Source organism: Bacillus sp. B.PNR1, from assembly GCF_030386235.1.
GTDB lineage: Bacteria > Bacillota > Bacilli > Bacillales > Bacillaceae > Bacillus > Bacillus stercoris.
The window spans coordinates 603,967-622,358 of record NZ_JANYMN010000002.1 but is presented as its reverse complement, the minus strand read 5'-3'; the positions used below and the strand labels follow the sequence as shown (position 1 = coordinate 622,358).

Here is an 18,392-nt window from a genome sequence, read left to right as displayed (position 1 = left end):
AGTTATTGATTAAGGATGCCTTTAAACCCCTTAATAGGGTTTGTCTGCTTGATTTGGAAATCATCATCCGCCTTTCAATTCATATATCGACAGCAATTTGTAAATGTTTAGGCGTTTTCCCAAAGAAATTTTACCCAAAGACGATTCTAAACCTATTATGCCGTAAAGAAAAAGCTTGCCTGCTAAGCCCCTGGATGGACTTGCTGACAAGCTGTTCTCTCTTAATAAAGTTTTTTAAGATGTAGCCGTTTCTTTCGCTTCCAAGAGCGATTTCATGCGTTTTTTGTCACGCTCCATAACAGGCTTCAAATAACGGCCTGTATACGATTCTTCCACTTCGGTGATTTCCTCAGGCGTTCCTGACGCGACAATGGTTCCGCCCCCGGCTCCGCCTTCCGGGCCCAAATCCACAATGTAATCGGCCGTCTTAATGATATCAAGGTTGTGCTCAATAACCAGTACAGTGTCTCCGTTGTCTACCAATCGTTGCAGCACGACAAGAAGTCTGGCGATATCGTCGACATGCAAACCTGTCGTCGGCTCATCTAAAATGTAGAGCGTGCGTCCGGTCGAGCGTTTGTGCAGCTCTGATGCGAGCTTCACGCGCTGCGCTTCTCCGCCCGACAAGGTCGTCGCCGGCTGGCCGAGCGTAATATAACCTAAACCAACATCATATAGGGTTTGAAGCTTGCGTTTGATTTTCGGGATATTTTCAAAGAAAGAAAGAGCATCTTCAACCGTCATATCAAGCACATCAGAGATGCTTTTTCCTTTGTACGTCACTTCAAGCGTTTCCCGGTTATAGCGTTTGCCGTGGCATACCTCGCATGGAACGTATACGTCAGGAAGGAAGTGCATTTCAATTTTAATAATCCCATCTCCGCGGCAGGCTTCACAGCGACCGCCCTTCACGTTAAAGCTGAAACGGCCTTTTTTATAGCCGCGGACCTTCGCTTCATTTGTCTGCGCAAATACATCGCGAATGTCATCAAACACACCGGTGTATGTCGCAGGGTTGGATCTCGGCGTTCTACCGATTGGCGCCTGGTCAATGTCGATGACTTTGTCTAAATGGTCCAAACCTTTTATCTCTTTATGGCTGCCGGGCTTCGCTTTCGCTTTATGAAGCTTTTGCGCCAGCGCCTTATGCAAAATTTCATTAACGAGTGTACTCTTTCCTGAACCGGAAACACCTGTAACTGCTGTAAACGTCCCCAGCGGGAACTTGGCATTCACTTTTTTCAGGTTGTTTTCTGAAGCGCCTTTCATTTCAATGTAACGTCCATCCGGCTTTCTTCTTTCAGGAGGCAATGGGATAAACTTTTTCCCTGATAAATAGCTGCCAGTTAATGAGTTCGGATCTTCCATCACTTCTTCCGGCGTACCTGCAGATGTCACCTGTCCGCCGTGAATGCCGGCACCCGGTCCAATATCTATTAAATAATCCGCTGCCATCATCGTGTCTTCATCATGTTCTACAACAATCAGCGTGTTCCCGAGGTCTCTCATATTTTTCAGTGCGCTGATCAAGCGGTCGTTATCACGCTGATGCAGACCGATAGACGGTTCATCTAAAATATAAAGCACACCGGATAAGCGCGAGCCAATTTGAGTCGCCAGCCTGATGCGCTGTGCCTCTCCACCGGACAGCGTTCCCGCTGCCCTGCTCAATGTCAGGTAATCGAGGCCGACTTTGTCCAGAAAGCTTAAGCGCTCCACAATTTCGCGCAAAATCAAATTGGCGATCTGCATATCCTTCTCAGAAAGGGTAAGGCCTTTGAAAAAGGCGAGTGCATCGGCTACAGACTGCTCGGTAATTTTTCCGATGTGGCGTCCGTCAACCAATACGGCAAGCGCCTCTTTCTTTAACCGATAGCCTTTGCACGTCGGACAAGACTTCTGAGACATATACTGCTCCATTTGTTCACGGATAAAATCAGAGCTTGTCTCCTTATAGCGTCTTTCAATGTTGCGCAATACGCCTTCAAATTGAATTTCACCTTCACGGATTTGTCCAAAATCATTTTCATATCGGAAATAAATCAGATCATCTCCGCTGCCGTACAGCACTTTATCCAGTTGATGCTTCGGCAGATCTTTGACCGGCACATCCATATCAATCCCGTAGTGGGTGCAGACTGCCTCAAGCAGCTGAGGATAATATTGTGAACTGATTGGTGTCCATGGGGCGACCGCATTCTCCTTCAATGACAAATCTTGATTGGGGATGACAAGGTCGGCATCCACTTCAAGCTTCATTCCGAGACCGTCACACGTCGGACACGCCCCGAACGGACTGTTAAACGAAAACAGCCGCGGCTCAAGCTCACCAATTGAAAATCCGCAGTGCGGACAGGCATGATGCTCGCTGAACATCAGCTCTTCCTCACCGATGACATCAATCATAACCCGTCCTTCACCTAAACGGAGCGCCGTTTCCAATGAATCTGACAGACGGGCTGCCACGCCTTCTTTCACCACAATCCGGTCAATGACAACCTCAATGGAATGCTTCTTATTCTTTTCTAATTCGATATCGTCGGAAAGCTCACCCATCTCGCCGTCAATTCTGACTCTGACATAGCCTTGTTTTCTAATCTGGTCAAGCACCTTGACATGAGCGCCTTTTCGACCCGAGACAATCGGCGCCAGCACCTGAAGCTTCGTCCGTTCCGGGTATTCCAGAATTCTGTCCACCATCTGCTCGATGGTCTGGGATGTAATCTCAATTCCGTGCTCCGGGCAATGAGGCTTCCCTACTCTCGCATATAAAAGACGCAGATAATCATAAATCTCCGTTACCGTACCGACAGTAGACCTCGGATTGCGGCTCGTTGTTTTCTGATCGATGCTGATGGCGGGAGACAGTCCCTCAATTGCATCAACATCAGGCTTATCCATTTGCCCTAAAAACTGGCGGGCATAAGCAGACAGCGATTCGACATACCGTCTCTGTCCTTCAGCATATATCGTGTCAAAGGCAAGGGAGGATTTACCTGATCCGGACAAACCCGTGACAACGACAAGCTGATCTCTCGGAATCGTTACATCTATATTTTTCAGGTTATGCGCCCTGGCTCCCTTCACCTCTATCCGATCCATAGCCATTTGTTCATCATCCTTCCGCTTTTAGCTCTAAAAGTAAATCGCGAAGCTCCGCGGCTCTTTCAAAGTCAAGCGCCTTGGCGGCTTCCTTCATTTCATGCTCCATCTGTTCAACGACTTTCTGGCGTTCTTTCTTCGTCATTTTCGACAGCTTCGGCGCGGCTTTTGTTTTGTATTCCGCTTTATCCTCAGCTGCTACTGTTGCACGAATGACATCACGAATTTCTTTATTTATCGTTTTCGGCGTAATGCCGTGCTCTTCGTTAAACCGCTCCTGCTGCTCGCGGCGTCGTTTTGTTTCATTAATCGCAATTTCCATAGACTTCGTTATTTTATCGGCGTACATAATGACGCGGCCTTCCGCATTTCTCGCTGCCCGCCCGATGGTCTGGATCAGCGAACGCTCAGAACGAAGGAAGCCTTCCTTATCCGCATCCAAAATCGCAACTAAGGATACTTCTGGAATGTCCAGCCCTTCCCTCAGCAGGTTGATGCCGACAAGCACATCGTACTTGCCAAGGCGCAGGTCACGAATAATTTCAATCCGTTCAAGCGTCTTAATCTCAGAATGCAGATAGTTTACTTTAATGCCGATTTCCTTTAAATAATCGGTCAGATCCTCTGACATCTTCTTCGTCAGGGTTGTCACAAGCACCCGTTCATCCCGCTCGATTCTTGCTTGAATTTCGCCGATCAAGTCGTCAATCTGGCCTTCGATTGGACGCACATCGATAAGCGGGTCAAGAAGCCCCGTCGGACGAATGATCTGTTCGACCATTTCATCTGTATGTTCAATCTCGTACGGCCCTGGTGTTGCTGATACATACACGATATTGTGCATATGCTTTTCAAATTCCTCAAAACGAAGCGGACGGTTATCAAGCGCTGATGGAAGCCGGAAGCCGTGATCAACAAGCACCTGTTTCCGCGCCTGGTCTCCGTTAAACATGCCGCGCACCTGAGGAATGGTCACATGCGACTCATCCACTACGATCATAAAATCGTCTGGGAAATAATCAAGCAGCGTATACGGCGTTGAACCTGGAGGCCGCAGCGTCAAATGTCTTGAATAGTTCTCGATACCCGAGCAGAAACCCATTTCACGCATCATTTCAAGATCATATCTTGTCCGCTGCTCTAAACGCTGCGCTTCAAGCAGCTTGCCGTTTTCGTGCATAACCTTCAGCTGTTCCTCAAGCTCTTTCTCGATATTTTGAATCGCTTTCTCCATTTTCTCGGCCCGCGTTACGAAGTGGGACGCCGGGAAAATCGCAACATGATCACGGTCGCCGAGAATTTCTCCTGTCAGCGCATCCACTTCCCGAATCCGTTCAATTTCGTCACCGAAAAATTCAACTCTGATACAATGCTCATCACGGGATGCCGGGAAGATTTCCACTACATCCCCGCGCACACGAAATGTGCCGCGCTGAAAGTCGATATCGTTGCGGGCATATTGGATATCTACAAGTTTTCTGAGCAGCTCGTTGCGCTCAATTTCCATTTCACTCCGCAATGACACGACCATTTCCCGGTATTCCTCAGGCGAACCGAGGCCGTATATACAAGACACACTCGCAATAATAATGACATCTCTACGCTCAAACAGAGACGATGTGGCGGAGTGTCTCAGTTTATCAATTTCATCATTAATACTAGCGTCTTTCTCTATAAATGTATCCGTTTGAGGCACATACGCCTCCGGCTGATAATAATCATAGTAACTGACAAAGTACTCGACAGCATTGTTCGGAAAAAATTCCTTGAACTCACTGTAAAGCTGTCCAGCAAGGGTTTTGTTATGGGCAATCACGAGAGTCGGCTTATTGACTTCTTTAATCAAATTGGACACCGTAAATGTTTTCCCAGTTCCTGTCGCACCCAGCAGAGTCTGATGCTTCTTGCCCTCCTGAATTCCTTTTACAAGCTTTTCAATGGCTTTCGGCTGATCTCCCTGGGGCTGATATTTCGAGACTAACTCAAAGCGATCTTTCACAAAAATAAGCCTCCGTTTCTTTAACGAAATCTTCCTATAGATATAGTAACACAATGGAAAGCAAAATCACTAAAAATACGAACTAAAGTTCGGTGGTTTTTTATTTCCATTTGTTTTTGTGTATAAAAAACCTGCTTTTTAAACGTAAAAGCAGGTATTCGGTCTTTATATTCATTATGTCCGATTTATTCTTCTTTTTTCTCTGCAGCTTTTTTGGCCATATACAGTCCGCCAGCCACAAGTGATACAACATCCAATCCTACAATAAAATACGTTTCTGTATAGCCTTTTAAATAAGAGGCAAACAGCAATGCAGCTGTTAGAGCAATCGCCACATAATGATTAAAAGTGACTCTAGTAAATAGAACGACAAGCATAAAAGGGAAAAACAATGCAAAAACGGCTTTTGTAATCAACAAAAACCCTCCTCAGGGATTCTTCATCTGATCTGATTATAGTAAAAAATGAAGAATCGGACAATCATGCATTCGCTCCCTCTCCTACACCATACCCCTTTTCATCCAAAATCAATCACCATATTTGCATTTTGGTGCCGGACATTGTGCTGCTGTTCCACACAACGGCACTTTTTTTGTTACATCATCAAGTCCGCCGCCAGATTCCTAGAATAAAAGAAAATAGGTATACAGCACCAGTTCATCCGTATATTTCATGATAATATAACTAACTTAACTATTCATTTTATTTAGGACTTTCTGAGTTTGACAGCATTTTCCTGAAAACCTACAATGGAATGATAGTGTTTACTATCATTTTTAAACACAGGCTCCGCCATAAAAAGACTAGAGAGAAAAATAAAATGAAGGAGAGAGGGGTTTCAACTATGTATTCTGTTTTATTTCGCCAGGCAGAAGAGTCCAGCCAGCTGGCTGGAGCAAAAGGAATGAATTTGATTAAATTGACCAAACACGGTCTTCCTGTTCCGGACGGGTTTATTATTCAAACGAACGCGCTCGCACGTTTTATGGAGGACAACCAGCTTCAAGAGACTAGCAAGAGCGTCGAAAGCGGGATCATTTCCGGAACATTTTCGGAAGAGCTGAAAAATGAGCTGACTAGTTCTTTTTATCAGCTTAGAGAATCATATCGATCCGTAGCCGTGCGTTCTTCATCTGCTTCGGAAGATTTAGAAGGCGCCTCATTCGCCGGTCAGTATGAAACCTACTTAAATATCAAAACAGAGGAAGAGTTTCTGGCTAAAGTGAAAGAGTGCTGGGCCTCATTTTTTTCAGGGCGGGTCAGCAGTTATAAGAAAAAAATGAACAATCAAATCACAGAGCCGTTAATGGGAGTGGTCGTTCAGGGGCTGATCGATTCAGAAGTGTCAGGTGTTATTTTCAGCCGCAACCCTGTTACCCATGATGATAGAGAGCTTTTAATCAGCGCCAGCTACGGGCTGGGTGAAGCTGTCGTTTCAGGAAGTGTTACCCCAGACACGTTCATTGTTCATAAATCTTCGTTTGAGATTCAGAAAGAAATAGGGGCAAAAGAAATCTACATGGAGTCTGCGGCAGAAGGAATTGCTGAAAAGGAAACGAGTGAAGACATGCGCAGCCGTTTTTGCCTTACAGATGAACAAGTGATTGATTTGGCTGAAATCACAAAAAAAACTGAAGACCTGTACGGGTATCCTGTTGATATAGAATTTGGAATTGCTGATCATCAAATATACCTTCTGCAAGCTCGCCCGATTACAACCATTGAACAGGACAAAAAAGCGGCAGAAGAAAAACGCAGCTTCATGATTACCGATGCTGATATGAATGATTTCTGGCTTAACATGGAGTCTAATATTGAAGGTCCGGTGAGTCCATTATTTTCATCGTTCATCGTGCCGGCATTGGAATATGGCCTAAAGAAGAGCATGCAAAAGTTCCCGATTGGTGTTGTTGTTGATGAAGTAAAACTTTATCGCGGACATATTTATTCCAAAAATCAAGGAGGGCAGCAGCCTCCTTCTGAAGACTGTGGCAAAGAGCTTTTCCCAATTTTATCGGAGCGTATGTATGACATCATCAATCACACCTATCTTCCTTTTTACCGGACACTGGACCAGTTCGCACAAACTGAGCATACTGCAGAAAGCGCACTGGATGCTTTTCGACAACTAAAGGCCTTTTATCTCAAGGCTTATGAAGAGCACTTCAATATCGTTTTCCCGCAAATCCTTTTAACAAACAAACTGCAAGCGATGTATCAGGACATTCAAGGAGAGTCCGAAAACGCTCATTTTTACGAGATGCTGACAGGAAAAATGAACAAATCACTGGAAACTGACCGCTGCCTATGGCTTTTTGCCGTTGAAGTTCAGGAGAACCCGCACCTTATGGCCATTTTTGAAAACAACAAGCCTGAACAGCTCCAGGAAAAATTGGAACAAACAGATGAGGGAAGACGCTTCCTGAAGAACATCCATGAATTCTTGCAAGAATACGGATGGAGATCTGTTAAAAGTCATGATCTGATTGAACAAATCTGGGCGGAAAATCCGTATTTTGCTCTGGCCAATATTCAAAATTATGTCCGTAATGGCTATCACTTTGACAATGAATTTCAGAAAACGAAAGAAAAACGAGAGAAATTATACAATGAATTCTTGGAAAACATAGAAGATCCCGATTTACGCACAGAATTTGGCCGCCTTTATCAATGGACGCTGAACGCTGCAAATATAAAAGATGATCACCACTTTTATATTGACGCCATGCTGGATGCCAAGGCGAGAATCTTTCTGCTGAAGGTAGGTGAATTGCTGGCGGAAAACGGTGTTATTCAAGATCGTGAGGATCTTTGGTTCTTATATGACGACGAAGTGGAACACGCGCTTCTTCACCCTGTATCCCTGCAAGAAAAGGCTGAAAAACGCAGGCAGACCTTTCATGAGTATGAGCTGGCCCAAGCCCCTGCCTATCTCGGCACTCCGACAAAAGAACAGCTAAAAGCTGCTGAAGAAATTGTCGGCGCTGTGATAGAGGATGAAAAAAACACAGAGAATCATATTTTTGGCATTGCGGCGTCAAGCGGCATTGCGACAGGTCCGGTGAAGATCATTCGGGACGCCAATGAATTTTCTCAATTCGCGCCTGGGGACGTACTCGTTTGCAAGATGACCACACCGCTATGGACCAGCCTGTTTCAAGACGCCAAAGCGGTTATTACAGACACGGGCGGCATTTTGTCTCACGCTGCGATTATCGCCCGTGAATACGGCATTCCAGCCGTTCTCGGCACACGCACGGCAACAGAAAGACTGCGAGACGGAGACATCATCACGGTTGACGGAAGCAGCGGCAAAATCACAGTTGTCAGCCGGTCCTGATGCGTCCCCTCTTTCTTATACAAGCGGGGCGGGTGTATACTTGTCCTGCCAGTATATTCGTGAGGTGAAACGTATTGAGACCGACAAACAAGAGAATCCTTGACGCTGCCATGCAGCTGCTCGTCCAAAAAGGATATCGCGCAACGACTACAAAAGAAATTGCAGAAAAAGCAAACGTAAGTGAAGCGACGATTTTCAGAAACTTTAAAAACAAACAAGGACTAGTTGAGGCTTTGCTTTCTCAGCATTCTACAAACAGAAGCAGCATTTTGGAACAAACCGAAGGAGATTTGTACAAAGACCTGCTTCATATCGGAACCTGTCTCTTGGAGGAGCTCGAACATAGAAAAGATATCATTAAAATCAGCTTTCGTGAACCGGCCATGTTTCAGGATGTCATTAACCACGTCACTGAATATCCCCAATCTATGAAACAGCTATTGGTTGATTATCTCAAAACGATGGGTGAAAAAGGGGTTATTCAGACAGGAAATGAAGCGGAGCATGCCGACGTGTTCATGTCGATTATCTTCGGTTATTTCATTCACCGTCTCCATTTAGGAAATCGGGTCATATCAATGCCCCAGGAAAAAATGCTGGAGCACAGCACAGCTTTATTTGTCAAAGGAATTTCTGCTGATTAACTCCTTGGCATAATAAAAAGGAGGATCCCAATGAGCTCAAGAAAAGAATGGGCGCTGATCGTCTCGCTATTATTGGGGGCCATTCTGGTTCCCATTAACTCAACGATGATCGCGGTCGCGCTCTCATCTATTTCCCATACGTATAACGAATCCCTCGCAAGCATCACTTGGGTGGTTACCGTTTATTTAATCGTGATGGCAGTCACACAGCCGATTGCAGGAAAGCTCGGTGACATGTACGGCAATAAAACAATGTACTTATGGGGAGTCGGCCTATTTCTATTCGCATCCCTAGGCTGCGCTCTCTCACCAAGTCTGCTCCTGTTAATTGTCTTTCGGGCATTGCAGGCAGTCGGCGGGGCATTGCTTACGCCAAACAGCATTGCCATTATCCGGCATGTGGTTTCTGAAAAACGCCTGCCGAAAGTGTTTGGATTTTTCGGACTGGGCGCGGGACTTGGTGCAGCACTCGGGCCTTTTATCGGCTCTATACTGATTGACAGCTTCAGCTGGCATTCGATTTTTTGGGTCAACATTCCGTTCCTCGCCATTGCTTTATTTACGGCATTAACGATGTTTCCTCAATATAAAGAAAATAAATCTGACGCGCCGCTGGATATCATCGGCTCTCTCTTGCTTGCAGGCAGCATCGTTTCCATTATCCTGCTGACGAAAAATGAGGCTTCGTGGGGTTATGCGGTATACAGTGTATTAATACTTCTTTTTGTTCCGCTTTTTTTCAGAAGAGAAAAACGTACGCAGCATCCAATCATTGACTTTGCACTGTTTAAAAGCTCAACCTTTACAAATGCCAATCTATCAGTCTTGTTAAGCAATTTAATGATGTATGCCGTCTTATTGATCATGCCGTTGTTCATGACGAACCAATTTGGGCTTACTACGTCTAACAGCGGGATGGCGCTTTCCGTATTTTCGATCTTCATGTCAGCCAGCAACTGGGTGGGCGCACAGTTCCATCATAAGTGGGGAGCAAAAAAAATCATTTTTCTTTCATTTGCTATGATGGCTGGAGCGAATCTATTATTTTTGCTGTTAAGCAGCTCACATTCCGTCTTGTTTCTCATGCTGTCTCTTATCCTTGGCGGGCTTGCTTCCGGAGTCGGCCTGACCAGCATGCAGGTGTCATCCCTTGCCACAGTAGATCCTAGTATGTCAGGAGTGGCATCCGGCATTTTCTCGACCTTCCGCTATTTCGGAAGCATCATTTCATCAGCCTTAATCGGCCTGATTTCGGGATATCACACCCTATTTATGATTCTCTTTGCTGTATCCATTATCGGCGTTTTTGTTTCATTGGGCATCAAATCTGATGAAACGGCACGGATTGAAAAAAACTCAGCGTAATACAAAACAGCCCGGCCCCGCATCTTCCTGCGGTGCCGGGCTGCCTTTTATGATCCCGAAGCGGCTGCTTCGTCTTCACGTTCATCCTTTACGAAGAGGATGCCCAATTCATGATGTTCTCCTTCATAAGAAGCTCGCTGGTCAAAACGAATTTCTCCATTCAAACCGATAATTTCAAGCTTCACATATGCACGGTTATGCTGGAGCGCCTCATAGAAATCGGAAACGTTCTTAACCGGTATCCCATTAACTTTTGTAATGATTTCTCCGATTTTCAATTCCAGGTCCTCAGCCGGCGTATTGGGGATAATCCCAAGCACCATCAAGCCCTGATCCCGTTTCGAGAAATAAAACGGAGCCGCGTTATCATTCACCCTTTGCTTTATAGACAGAAAAATGCGTCCTAACAAAGCTGTACAGACGGCTGCACCCGCAAGCGGCGTCCAAAGCAAGCTTGCTGCACCAAGAACTGTGACGGCAAGGCCGAGAATACAAACGCGTTTCGCTGTAATCCTTATACTCGTTTCAGGAAGCGATCCCTGTACCCTTTGTCCGAATCCGACAAAGTAAGGAATCCATAGAAAATGGAATGAGCCGCCGGGAACAGTAAACACGGGCCACCAGCTAAGATGCGATTCTAAACCATTACCGGGCACGAGAAGGAACAGCGGCAAAAGCCAAACCCGGTTTGCCAGCTGCTGTCCGATCGGCAAACCGCGGCTGCTTACGACAAGCGCCGGTGATGTTCTCACATGCGCAGAACGATAAGCAACCGCTCCTTCAATGATAATCAGCAAACCTAGAAACACAGCCACAGCCGGCCAAACAACTGCAAATCCTTGCGGAAATCTCTCCAGAAAGGGCTCAGCCTGATAGACTTGCAGTCCAAAACCTATCAGCATACTCACACTGACGATATATGCAGCAGACATCCAGTTTGCGCGAAGAGTGAACGCTGCCGCTGCAGTGATAACGGCAATAATCGCAAGTAAACCGAGAGGAATCGATAATCCGAGTCCACCTAAAACAACTGACAAAAGAAAACCTGGAATCAGTCCCTTTGTATATGTAAATTTCAGATCATCATAAATATCTGCTATTCTTGTATGAAAGGTTTTGCGTTCCCTTTTGATTCTTACATAGCCGAAAGCCAGAGTTATGATGATAAAAAACCAGAAAAGCGGGTGTAAGAAGAACAGGCCCGCGCTTTTTAACAGTTCAATTCCCCATTGAACAGACACTATCTCTCACCGCCTCAAGCCAAACATGTTACTCATATTCTATCAAATATTAAATGGCTTGGATATCCTCAGGAGAGTTTATCTCTCTTGCGTCATCCACAGCGTGACATTCGATAGTGAAAAATCCTTTAAATAGTGGTTTACGTCCACATCCAATAACCCGCTGATTAGATGCATCGACCTTTTTATATCTGTCAGATTAATTCCTAATCGCTTATGGTTTTTCATTAAGTAGTTAAAATAATGTTTGGCACATTCCTCATTAATGTCATTTACTGATTCGACATTGGTGTAATTGACCAAATATCTGCTGAACAGCATAAGAAGACTTAGTGCTTTTGTAGCTGAAAATGTTACGTCTTGTGTTCTGTCTTTTAATTGTTCCACTAATTCATAATATTTTTTCTCACGCACAATACTTGCCCTCTTCAATTGTGAACCCCCATTTTCTTTATCCAGATAAGCACGGGCCAGTATACGCAGCAGTACTGGAGTGCTAACAAGCATTCTCGCTAACGTTACTCTTTAAATACCTGTCGTTCAGCTGCCATAAACCTGATTACTGTTCTTTTTAGAACCTTCTTATATTGTATGAAGTAAACAAAGACTAGGCAACTTGCAAAAGTTTCATTTTAAATGCATATTAACTCGTTAGAAAGTCTCTCTCATATATTGATATCGGGTAATAACAGTCCTTTATAAATGTTTATTTGTGAAAATTTTTTTAATTTCTTGTCAAAAACTCATTTTTTATGTGACTTATGATCCATAATCTCTTTAAGCATAAAGAAACAGGAGATGGAATACCACCTCCTTTAATTGACAAATAATGATTTCAATGCTGTTTGAAGCTGCAAATCATTTTTTTCATCTGATTTTTTCTTTTCTATCTGCTGATTCAGTGCCTGTGCAGTGCGTGTGTCGATTACACCCGTTTTATTCAGCTTGTTTTGATCCTGAAAGGCCATAACCGCTTTTTTCATGTCTTTGCTGAAATAGCCATCCTCACGTCCCGGATCAAAGCTGAGACCTTTTAACAATACCTGCGCATGCTTGACATCTTCATTGTTCATGTCCACTTTAAGCGGCTCTTTCAGCTGCAACGGCCCTGCGGAAAAATAATCGGGCTGCTTAATCGCAATGGTCGGCTCAATTCCTTTCTTATGAATCCAGTTTCCATTTGGCGTCAGCCACTTGTAGAGCGTTAATTTGATGTTGCTGCCGTCCCCCATTGGCACAGCCTGTTGAACCGTTCCCTTGCCAAAAGACGTATCGCCTACAACATCATAATGGCCAGCCTCCTTTAACGCGCCGGCAAGAATTTCTGATGCGGAGGCACTTCCTTTATCCGTAATCACGTTGACAGGGTACGCTTTTTTATGGGCCAATGTTGAGAAATAACGTTTTTTATCTCCATTGCGTTCAGCAATCTGTATATACGGCTGATCCTTTGTAACGAAATGCTTAAGTATTTCTTCCACACTTTGAAGATATCCGCCCGGATTGCCCCGTACATCAATGACTAGTCCTTCTATTTCTTTTTTCTCAAGCTCTCTCAATGCTTTTGCAAAATCCTCTGCGGTATGCTCAGAAAAAGTAGAGATAGCGATATATCCGACAGAATGCCCCTGCACTTTTTTCTCTGATGCAAAAACAGTTTCAAGCGGAATCTCAGCTCTTTTGATCCGGAATGACAGCTGTTTCTTCGTTCCGGGCCGCTGAATCTTCATTGAAACACTGGACCCTTTCTTTCCTCTTATTTTTAACACAGCGTGGTTTAAATCCTTGCCGGCCATCGATTCTCCATTGATGCTGATAATTTCATCATTAGGCTTCAACCCGGCTTTTTCCGCTGGCGATTTCTTGAATGGGGAAACGATAATAATTTTGCCGTCTTCCATGCCAACCTCAGCCCCGATGCCTTCAAATGAGGAATCAAGAGAATCAGAAAATTGCTTAGCTGTCTGCTTGTCCATGTAAACAGAATAAGGATCATTTAGCGTAGACAGCATTCCCTGGATGGCTCCCTCGAGCAGCTTTTCTCTATCAACTTTTTCTACGTACTCATTCGAAATTAACTCATACGCTTTTTCGATTTTGTCCATAGCTTTATCCCGTTCAGAGTCAGCTTGTGCCGTCGCGGGAACTGCTGCAGTCTGGGGCTTATCCATCTCAAGCAGGTTGATTCCCGCATATACACCGGCGCCTCCAAACAGCATGCTCCCTGCTGCTATCACAGCCATTATTTTTTGATTCATCCTTTACTCCTCCTGTATGCCAGACTGTCTTTATCAAAACCTAGAGATAGTATATGTAAAGGATGGAGATTTCATGTAATCATAGAAGAAAAAGAAGGCAAATGAAAAGCCGCCCCGAAAGCGGGACGGCTTTTTCACTTTATACTCGCAGAAATTTGCGGATGGAAGTCAGACTTCCCCATACTCCAATTACTGCACCGATTGCAATCAGCACTAACGAAACTTGGAATACAAATGGATTATAAGGAAGAAGAGAGACAAATGACCCTTGAACCTTTGGAACGACCCATCCGATGACGTATTGGTACGTACTCAGCACCAATGCAATCGGGATCACAGAACCGAATACGCCTAGCAGCAACCCTTCAAGGAAAAACGGCCAGCGGATAAACCAGTTTGTCGCGCCGACAAGCTTCATGATTTCAATTTCTTTTCTTCTTGCGAAAATTGTAATTTTAATGGTGTTGGAAATTAAGAACATCGCCGTAAATACCAGGCCGATAATTAACGCGATTCCGATGTTGCGGGAAACGCCGACTACTTTAAACAAACGGCTGACCTCTTCTTTTCCGTAAGTGACTTTATAAACATGATCCATTTTTTCGATCTTTTTCGCCACGTTCGGCGTATCATGCGGATCTGTCGTTTTGACGACAAACGCATCATTAAGCGGGTTTTCCTGATCCTTCATCGTCAGGGATTTTCCGCTGTCGCCAAAGCTGTCAACCAGCTGGTCAAGCTCTTTTTCTTTAGATGAAAACGTAACACTCTGAATGCCCTTCAGTTCCTTAATATCGTTCTGAAGCTTGTCCTGCGCCTTCTGATCTGCAGTCAAATCAACCAACACTTTGATTTCGACTTGTTTCTCAGCATTCGTAGCCATGTTATTCAAATTCAGCATAATCACTAAAAACACGCCGACCAAAATCAGCGTAACGGTTACAGCACTAATGGATGCGAATGTCATCCATGTGTTTCTCCCGAGAGATTTAAAACTCTCACGCAAGTGGCGCCCGAGAATTTTAATCATATGAACCATACTCCCCTCTTGACTCATCACGCACAATGATACCATCTTCGATTGCAATGACACGTTTCTTCATGGTGTTTACGATTTCTTTATTATGTGTCGCCATCACGACTGTTGTCCCGCGGTTATTAATTTCCTCCAGCGTCTTCATGACTTCCCAAGACGTATCCGGATCAAGGTTTCCTGTCGGTTCATCAGCAATCACAACATCAGGGTTGTTCACAATTGATCTGGCAATAGATACACGCTGCTGCTCCCCGCCTGAAAGCTGGTCAGGAAATTGTCTCGCTTTATGCTTCAGCTGCACGAGATCAAGCACTTCAAGCACCCGTTTCTTAATGACAGACGGCTGTTCTCCAATTACTTCAAGGGCAAATGCCACATTTTCAAAAACAGTAAGTTTCGGCAAAAGCTTGAAATCCTGAAAGACAACGCCGATTTTACGGCGCACGAAAGGAATCTCTTTTTCTTTAATTGCCGCGAGATCTTTATGATTGATTAAAATTTGTCCTTTTGTCGGTTTTTCTTCTCTGTAAATCATTTTAATAAAAGTAGATTTACCCGCTCCGCTCGGACCGACAACATACACAAACTCGCCGGGATGAATGGCAACAGAAACCCCATTGAGCGCTTTTACGCCGTTCGGATAGGCTTTATATACTTCCTTCATTTCTATCATGAAATCACCTAATCTTTTATATCATTTTATCTATCACACGGTCATACTCTTCGAATGCATTCGACAATTTATGACCCATTCATTTGTAAAAAGATGAAAAATCTGAAAGTTTCCTTTTTCAATACACTTCATTATACGTCAATTTTAGACATAATACTATTACAGTTTCTTTTCATTCATATTGTTATGGTATAAAAAAATCCTTGCCAGCACTCGGCAAGGATTTTCTCATCTTACTTTTTTTCTGACAGCCATTTGGCAATAACAGCGGCTTCGTTATCATTTACAAGCCCCTTTGGCATATTGCCGCGGCCGTTTTTAATAATGCTTTCAATTTTGTGTTCGTCATATTTGCCTCCGACCTCTTGGAGATTAGGTCCTGACACACCTTCTAAATCCTTGCCGTGGCAGCCAACGCAGCTTTGCTGATATAATTCTTCCCCTTCAGATGCAGTGGCTTCCGTCTTGCTGCCGGTGTCTGTCTTCTCTTCTTTTGCATCGTTTGAACCGCAGGCAGCCAACAGAACAGAAAGCGCAAATCCAAGCATTAGTATCGATAACTTTGATTTCATGTTGAGAAGCACAACTCCTTTACGATCTCTTCCATATTATAACCTCGTTTAAGCGCGTTTGAAACCCTCGCCCAGCACCTCGCTCGCGTCTGCTACAATCACAAAAGCAGACTCATCAATCTGTTTGACGATTTGTTTCAATTTGGTGAATTCAGTTTGCCCCACCACGCACATTAAAATCGGACGGTCATCGTCGGTATATCCGCCAACTGCTGAAATTTTCGTCACGCCTCTGTCAATCTTCTGTAAGACAGCCTCCTTGACCGCCTGCTCCTGCTTTGTAATAATGAGCGCCATTTTGGAACGATTAAAGCCGACTTGCACAACATCAATGGTTTTGCTGGACACATAGACGCCAAGCATGGCATATAAGCCTTGCTCAATATTAAATACGATCATAGCGGTAATAACGATCATTCCGTCAATGATAGCAAGACACTTCCCCAATGACAGGCCGGAGTACTTATGAATGATCTGTGCAGCCAAGGCTGTTCCTCCTGTCGAACCTTTCCCTAAGTACACAATGCCAATTCCGACACCTATCCCGACACCGCCAAAAATTGCCGCTAAGAGTTCATGGTGAGTGGCTGGCTGAATATCCCTTGTCAAAAACACTACTAGCGGCAAAAAAACAGAACCTGCAAGCGTCTTTAGCCCAAATTTCCCGCCGAGCAAAATGACACCCGCAATAAATAAAGGAATATTAATAATCCACTGTACATACGCTGCTTCAAAACCGTATGATTGTAAAATCGTACTGATCCCGCTGACACCGCCGGCGGCGATCTTGTTCGGAAGCAAAAATACATTAAAGGACACGGCTGTAATCGCTGCTCCTATCAGTATGTATACATAATCCCGCAAAACCCATAATGTTTTATTCCGTACGTCCATCAAAATATCCTCCGTTTCTTCCAATGCTCTCCGATAGCATTTTAATCCTTCCCTGATTAGATGTAAATAACACCCAAATACAGTGGTAATATGCTAAAGCAGCAGTGAAATCAAGGATATGAGGAATAAAAAAACACACCCGTATGCATCAGGTGTGTTTTTCAGCTTAGGAAAGCTTAGAACGCAGATAGGCATCAATAAATGTATCAATGTCACCATCCATTACAGCTTGAACGTTCCCCATTTCTGTATTAGTCCGATGGTCTTTTACCATGGAATACGGGTGGAATACATAAGAACGAATTTGGCTTCCCCAGCCGATTTCTTTTTGTTCACCGCGAATTTCATCCAGCTCTGCCTGCTGCTCTTCAATTCTGCGCTGATACAGCTTGGCCTTCAGCATTTTCATGGCTCTTTCACGGTTTTTAATTTGTGAGCGCTCCGTTTGGCACGTCACAACCACATTCGTTGGCAAGTGAGTAATCCGAACGGCTGAATCTGTCGTATTGACGTGCTGTCCGCCCGCTCCGCTGGCACGGTACGTATCAACTTTAATATCCTCCGTACGGATATCAATATCGATCTCATCGTTAAATTCAGGCATGACTTCACAGGACACGAAAGACGTGTGGCGGCGGCCTGATGAATCAAACGGTGAAATCCGCACGAGACGATGGACACCTTTTTCCGCTTTGAGATATCCGTAAGCGTTGTGTCCTTTGATTAGCAATGTCACTGACTTAATTCCCGCCTCGTCACCTGGAAGGTAATCGAGCGTTTCCACTTTAAAGCCGCGGCGCTCTCCCCATCTTGTATACATTCTAAGAAGCATAGAGCCCCAGTCCTGTGACTCTGTACCGCCAGCACCTGGGTGCAATTCTAAAATCGCATTATTTTTATCATACGGCTCGCTGAGAAGAAGCTGAAGCTCAAACTCATTGAGCTCTTTTGTTAATGATTTTAGTTCTTTTTCAAGCTCAAGCTGGAGATCTGAGTCCGGCTCTTCTTTCAAAAGATCATGAGTCATTTGTAATTCTTCGTGGGATTCATTCAATTTTTTATACGAATTGACATAATCCTTTAAACCATTTGCTTCATTTATAACCGTTTGAGCTTTTTGCTGATCATTCCAGAATTCCGGGTCAGCCATTTGTTCATCTAGCTCAGCAATGCGGGCCTCCTTTGATTCGAGGTCAAAGAGACCCCCTAAAGTCCGCTAAACGAGAAGCCATATTTTCGAGCTCTGCTCTGATTTCTGATAATTCCAT

Annotated in this window: 14 protein-coding genes; 3 read left to right on the top strand and 11 right to left on the bottom strand. The window is 44.4% G+C overall.

The features are described from left to right. Positions 1-234 precede the first annotated feature (234 nt). The 3 genes from uvrA to NZD81_RS14480 all read right to left on the bottom strand — a co-directional run bounded on the left by uvrA (position 235) and on the right by NZD81_RS14480 (position 5,517). Positions 235-3,108 carry an excinuclease ABC subunit UvrA gene (uvrA, locus tag NZD81_RS14490; protein ID WP_282373657.1) on the bottom strand — a complete coding sequence of 958 codons (2,874 nt, stop codon included), beginning with the start codon at positions 3,106-3,108 and terminating at the stop codon, positions 235-237. A 7-nt stretch (positions 3,109-3,115) separates the two neighbouring features. Continuing rightward, positions 3,116-5,101: an excinuclease ABC subunit UvrB gene (uvrB, locus tag NZD81_RS14485; protein ID WP_172640937.1), complete on the bottom strand. Its 1,986-nt coding sequence runs from the start codon at positions 5,099-5,101 to the stop codon at positions 3,116-3,118. 185 nt (positions 5,102-5,286) lie between these two features. After that, positions 5,287-5,517 (bottom strand): CsbA family protein, encoded by a 231-nt coding sequence (locus NZD81_RS14480; RefSeq protein ID WP_003228053.1) that lies wholly within the window; start codon positions 5,515-5,517, stop codon positions 5,287-5,289. 428 nt (positions 5,518-5,945) lie between these two features. On the opposite strand from NZD81_RS14480, the gene NZD81_RS14475 reads away from it, so the two are divergent. The 3 genes from NZD81_RS14475 to NZD81_RS14465 all read left to right on the top strand — a co-directional run bounded on the left by NZD81_RS14475 (position 5,946) and on the right by NZD81_RS14465 (position 10,450). Next, positions 5,946-8,441, top strand: a complete 2,496-nt coding sequence (locus tag NZD81_RS14475) for a PEP/pyruvate-binding domain-containing protein (RefSeq protein ID WP_282373658.1) — start codon at positions 5,946-5,948, stop codon at positions 8,439-8,441. A 74-nt stretch (positions 8,442-8,515) separates the two neighbouring features. Next, on the top strand, positions 8,516-9,085 hold the full coding sequence (locus tag NZD81_RS14470) for a TetR/AcrR family transcriptional regulator (RefSeq protein ID WP_014665534.1): 570 nt from the start codon (positions 8,516-8,518) through the stop codon (positions 9,083-9,085). A 30-nt stretch (positions 9,086-9,115) separates the two neighbouring features. Next, positions 9,116-10,450: an MFS transporter gene (locus NZD81_RS14465; protein ID WP_014665535.1), complete on the top strand. Its 1,335-nt coding sequence runs from the start codon at positions 9,116-9,118 to the stop codon at positions 10,448-10,450. Positions 10,451-10,497: 47 nt separating this feature from the next. On the opposite strand, the gene minJ is transcribed toward NZD81_RS14465, so the two are convergent. The 8 genes from minJ to prfB all read right to left on the bottom strand — a co-directional run bounded on the left by minJ (position 10,498) and on the right by prfB (position 18,392). Then, on the bottom strand, positions 10,498-11,691 hold the full coding sequence (gene minJ / locus NZD81_RS14460; protein WP_282373659.1) for a cell division topological determinant MinJ: 1,194 nt from the start codon (positions 11,689-11,691) through the stop codon (positions 10,498-10,500). Positions 11,692-11,769: 78 nt separating this feature from the next. Continuing rightward, positions 11,770-12,123 (bottom strand): swarming motility protein SwrAA, encoded by a 354-nt coding sequence (swrA, locus tag NZD81_RS14455; RefSeq protein WP_015251121.1) that lies wholly within the window; start codon positions 12,121-12,123, stop codon positions 11,770-11,772. Positions 12,124-12,506: 383 nt separating this feature from the next. Continuing rightward, complete coding sequence (gene ctpB / locus NZD81_RS14450; protein ID WP_069150407.1) at positions 12,507-13,949, bottom strand: carboxy-terminal processing protease CtpB; 1,443 nt, start codon at positions 13,947-13,949, stop codon at positions 12,507-12,509. A gap of 139 nt (positions 13,950-14,088) precedes the next feature. Then, on the bottom strand, positions 14,089-14,979 hold the full coding sequence (ftsX, locus tag NZD81_RS14445) for a permease-like cell division protein FtsX (RefSeq protein WP_015251119.1): 891 nt from the start codon (positions 14,977-14,979) through the stop codon (positions 14,089-14,091). Next, a complete protein-coding gene (gene ftsE, locus NZD81_RS14440) occupies positions 14,972-15,658 on the bottom strand; it encodes a cell division ATP-binding protein FtsE (RefSeq protein ID WP_014665539.1) in 687 nt (228 codons plus the stop codon). Before ftsE ends, ftsX begins: the two co-directional genes overlap by 8 nt. 233 nt (positions 15,659-15,891) lie before the next feature. Then, entirely contained in the window at positions 15,892-16,230 is a 339-nt protein-coding gene (gene cccB / locus NZD81_RS14435) for a cytochrome c551 (protein WP_014665540.1), read from the bottom strand. Between the two features lie 48 nt (positions 16,231-16,278). Next, positions 16,279-17,124, bottom strand: coding sequence for a YitT family protein (locus NZD81_RS14430; protein WP_041521428.1), 846 nt, complete (start codon positions 17,122-17,124; stop codon positions 16,279-16,281). Between the two features lie 166 nt (positions 17,125-17,290). Beyond that, positions 17,291-18,392, bottom strand: a protein-coding gene (gene prfB, locus NZD81_RS14425; protein WP_282373660.1) for a peptide chain release factor 2 whose coding sequence is annotated in 2 segments (ribosomal slippage) — positions 17,291-18,319 and positions 18,321-18,392 — 1,101 coding nt in all. Because the reading frame shifts where the segments join, the coding sequence is not laid out codon by codon here.

Excerpts from the sequence above, each read along its gene's own strand:
- uvrA (WP_282373657.1), bottom strand. The coding sequence starts at position 3,108 with ATGGCTATGGATCGGATAGAGGTGAAGGGAGCCAGGGCGCATAACCTG.
- NZD81_RS14475 (WP_282373658.1), top strand. The coding sequence starts at position 5,946 with ATGTATTCTGTTTTATTTCGCCAGGCAGAAGAGTCCAGCCAGCTGGCT.
- NZD81_RS14465 (WP_014665535.1), top strand. The coding sequence starts at position 9,116 with ATGAGCTCAAGAAAAGAATGGGCGCTGATCGTCTCGCTATTATTGGGG.
- ctpB (WP_069150407.1), bottom strand. The coding sequence starts at position 13,949 with ATGAATCAAAAAATAATGGCTGTGATAGCAGCAGGGAGCATGCTGTTT.
- ftsX (WP_015251119.1), bottom strand. The coding sequence starts at position 14,979 with ATGATTAAAATTCTCGGGCGCCACTTGCGTGAGAGTTTTAAATCTCTC.
- ftsE (WP_014665539.1), bottom strand. The coding sequence starts at position 15,658 with ATGATAGAAATGAAGGAAGTATATAAAGCCTATCCGAACGGCGTAAAA.
- cccB (WP_014665540.1), bottom strand. The coding sequence starts at position 16,230 with ATGAAATCAAAGTTATCGATACTAATGCTTGGATTTGCGCTTTCTGTT.
- NZD81_RS14430 (WP_041521428.1), bottom strand. The coding sequence starts at position 17,124 with ATGGACGTACGGAATAAAACATTATGGGTTTTGCGGGATTATGTATAC.